Source organism: Micromonospora sp. MH33 (assembly GCF_003013775.1).
GTDB lineage: Bacteria > Actinomycetota > Actinomycetes > Mycobacteriales > Micromonosporaceae > Micromonospora > Micromonospora fulviviridis.
The window spans coordinates 1-3,534 of record NZ_MUYZ01000461.1 but is presented as its reverse complement, the minus strand read 5'-3'; the positions used below and the strand labels follow the sequence as shown (position 1 = coordinate 3,534).

General features: G+C 77.5%; 3 protein-coding genes. 1 reads left to right on the top strand and 2 read right to left on the bottom strand.

From position 1 onward, the window contains the following. Together B0E53_RS34405 and B0E53_RS34400 are read right to left on the bottom strand one after the other, a co-directional pair. Nucleotides 1–1,381, bottom strand: a 1,381-nt coding sequence (locus B0E53_RS34405) for a hypothetical protein (RefSeq protein ID WP_210406332.1), incomplete at its 3' end; no start/stop codon positions are given. A 25-nt stretch (nucleotides 1,382–1,406) separates the two neighbouring features. Further along, the gene (locus tag B0E53_RS34400; protein ID WP_107079710.1) at nucleotides 1,407–2,093 is read right to left on the bottom strand and encodes a hypothetical protein; all 687 of its coding nucleotides are present in this window, start codon (nucleotides 2,091–2,093) and stop codon (nucleotides 1,407–1,409) included. 222 nt (nucleotides 2,094–2,315) lie between these two features. Between B0E53_RS34400 and B0E53_RS34395 the strand changes: the two genes are divergently transcribed. Then, nucleotides 2,316–3,473 carry an acyl-CoA dehydrogenase family protein gene (locus B0E53_RS34395; protein WP_107079709.1) on the top strand — a complete coding sequence of 386 codons (1,158 nt, stop codon included), beginning with the start codon at nucleotides 2,316–2,318 and terminating at the stop codon, nucleotides 3,471–3,473. Nucleotides 3,474–3,534: the final 61 nt, after the last annotated feature.

The window sequence follows — 3,534 nt, the reverse complement described above, 5'->3', positions numbered from 1 at the left end:
CGGCCGAGGCGACCAACGGCACCAGGTCGAGCAGCGCCGCGCGGGTCCGCCCGTCCAGCCGCTCCCCCGCCCGGGCCCAGGCGACCAGCCGGCCCACCTCGGTGCCGCCCCGGAGCAACGGCAGCACCAGCGGCGCGCCCACCGGGCCGGCGGAGGAACCGTGCGCGGCGTACGGCTCGGGGCCGTCCACCTCGATCGCGCAGGCGCCCAGCCGGAGCAGGTCCGTCACGCTGCGCGCCACCCCGTCCAGCACGTCCGCCGGGTCGGCGGAGGCGCTGATCCGGTGGCCGACGCCGCGGACCACGCCGAGCGGCTCCACCGCCTCGCCGTGGATCAGCCGGTCCACGCCGCGCTGCACCCGGGACCGGGCCGGTTGGGTGCCGGCCGCCACCAGCGCGGTGACCAGCACCCCCGGCACGGCCGGCGACGACGGCAGCAGCCCGTCGAGCAGGCTCACCCCGACCACGTACGCGGCGACCAGAAGGAACGTCAGCAGGAACCAGACCAGGGTGCGGCGGACCGCGATCTCGATCCCCCACAGCCGCTGCCGGAGCACCACGGCCAGCACCGCGGCCGGGAAGAACGCCTGCGAGGCGAGCATCGCGGTCGGGGCCAGCCAGTCCGGAACCTGGCGGGCCCACCCGGCGGGGAAGCCGAGCGGGGCGAAGCTCACCGCGAGCAGCAGGGTGCCGACCGCCAGCCAGCCCAGCCCCACCCGCTCGGCCGGCGGCCCGGTCCGCCACCGCCGCAGCACCCCGGCGGCCGCCACCAGCCCGAGCAGCGGCACCACCCGGAACAGCCACGGCTCCCCGGCGACCACGAACTCCGCCCAGCGCGGTGCGGTGACCGGGAACGGCGCTCCCGAGGGATGCCCCGGCCGCCCCGGCCAGGTGAGGTGGAACAGCGCGATCCCGGCGGTGACCAGGGCGCCGGCCGCCACGGCGACCCGGGCCGGCACGGGCAGCCGCCCCTCCCGGACCAGCCAGGGCACCACCGTGATGAGCGAGAGCATCCCGGGCACCCAGGCCCAGTCCCGGGCCGAGGTGAGCAGCACCGGCGCGGGCAGGTCGGGCCGGACCGCCAGCAGGTCCACGTACTGCGCGCTCAGCGCGGACAGCCCGCCGCCCAGCCCGGTCGCGGCGAGCAGCCAGGCCACCGGGTGGGCGCGGCGCAGCAGGGCCAGCCAGGCGACCGTGCCGTAGACCGCGCAGTCGGTGAAGTCGACCAGGAAGTAGAGCTGCGACAGGCCCCACGGCCGGTGGGCCACCACCCAGCAGACGGCCGTACCGACGAGCAGGAGCGCGCAGCCGACGGCGACCAGGCGGGCGGCGACCGGGCGGCGGCGGTCACGGGACGGCACGGGCGTCGGATCGGCGGACATGGTCCTGATCCTGGCAGTCGCCGGGTCAGTTGCCGAGACCCCGCCGCTCCAGCGCGAATGTCAGGCCGGCGACAGTGGCCCAGAGCGCCGCCGGGGCCAGCGCCAGGTACTGCAGCGGCACCGCCTGAGTGACCACCACGAGCAGCACCATCAGCAGGCTGAACACCGCCAGCCAGCGGCTCACCGACCGGCGGCGCAGCCCGGCCACGGCCACCGCGCCGGCGCTCAGCCCGGTCCCGGCCCACACCCACGGGAGGGTGCTGTAGGCGGCGGCCAGCGCCGCGACGGTGTCCGGGTCGGTCCCGGACAGGTGCCGCAGGTCCCAGTACAGCTCGGTGGCCACGCCGCCGCCGACGAGCAGCAGCGCGGCGGTGAGCAGCAGGCCGGCCGCGGCCACGTCGGGCAGGAGCCCGCCGGCCGGCTCACGGGCGGCCAGCCGCCGCCGTAGCCCGGCCGCGAAGACCGCCAGGCACCCGGCGGCCAGCACGGCCAGGACCTGGAACACCCAGGCGTACGCCTCGCGGCCCGCCATGGCCGCCACGAAGCGGTCGTTGTCGGCAAAGAGTGACCGGTCCACGTCGGTCAGCGCCGGGCTGACCTGGAACAGGGCGACGCCGGCGAGGCCGCCGACGGCCCCGGCGACCGCCCAGCCCCGGCGGGGGCGGTCGGTGACGGCCGGCGCGGCGGTGGTGTCGAGCAGGGCGCTGGTCACGGGTTCCTCCTACAGGTCGGGGGCGCGGTGGAGCGCCGCGACTCAGAGCGTCGCCGTCCCGGCGTCCCGGGCACATGGGGCGAGGCGTCCCGACCGTCCGGGCGGTTCGGCGGCGTACCCGGGCTCCGGCGGTGTCCCGACCGGTCGGTGCCGGTGTCCCTGGCGGTCGGGACGGTGGGCCGCCCACCGTGGAGCCGCACACGATGCCGAGGGAGGCCACCAATGGCGCACGACCTGCTGACCGCCGTACGCGAGCTGACGCCCGAGTTGACCGCGCGGGCCGCGGAGATCGAACGGGAGCGGGAGCTGCCCGCCGACCTGCTCGACCGGCTCCGCGCCGCCGGCTGCTTCCGGATGTTCGTGCCACGCGGCCACGGCGGGTACGAGGTGGACCTGCGCACCGGCATGGCGGTGCTGGAGACCCTGGCCCGGGCCGACGGCTCGACCGGCTGGACCGTGATGATCGGCGCGGAGACCCCGCACCTGCTGGCCCTGCTGTCGCGGGACCGGTTCGACAAGATCTACGCCGCCGGCCCGGACGTCGTGGTGGCCGGCGCCTTCGCCCCGCAGGGCCGGGCCGAGCTGGCCGACGGCGGCTTCCAGGTCAGCGGGCGCTGGGCGTTCGCCAGCGGCTGCCGGCACGCCGACTGGATCTTCGGCAACTGCCTGGTCACCGCCGACGGCCAGCCGCTCCCGGGCGCGGACGGCGCGCCGCCGGAGACCCGCTCGATGCTCTTCCCGGCCGACCGGGTGACCGTGGTGGACACCTGGCACGTGCTGGGCCTGGGCGGCACCGGCAGCCACGACGTGGTGGTCGACTCGGCCTTCTGCCCGGCGGAGGCGACCTTCGACCTGTTCACCGGCACGCCGTGCGTGCCCGGGCCGGGGTTCGTGGCGCCACTGGCGCAGTTCGTGCTGCACCTGGGTGCCGTGGCGGTCGGCATCGCGCAGGGCGCGCTCGACGACATGACCGCGCTGCTCGCCGGCGACCGGCAGCGGCTCTACGCGCGGCAGCCGCTCGCCGACTCCCCTGCCTTCCGGATCCACCTGGGCCGGGCCGACCTGAACGTGCGCGCCGCCCGGACGCTCCTCGCCGACCTCGCCGACGACCTCTGGGCGGCCTGCGCGCACGACCCGGAGCGGATCCCGGCGCTGCAACCGACCATCTCCGCGGCGCTGCCCTGGGTGACCGAGCAGGCGATCGCCGCGGTGGCCACCTGCTACCGGGCGGCCGGCGGCGGCGCGGCCCGGGACTCCTCCCCGCTGCAGCGCCGGTTCCGGGACATCCACACCTTCGCCCAGCACGCGGCCGCCGCCGAGGGCTGGCTGGGCAACAACGGGGCGCGGCTGCTGGGCCGGCCGGCGGCGCTGGCGTACTGACCTTGTCGCGGGGACCGGTGGGGCCCGGTCCCCGGCCGGCGCGAGGGGCGCCGGCCCGCGG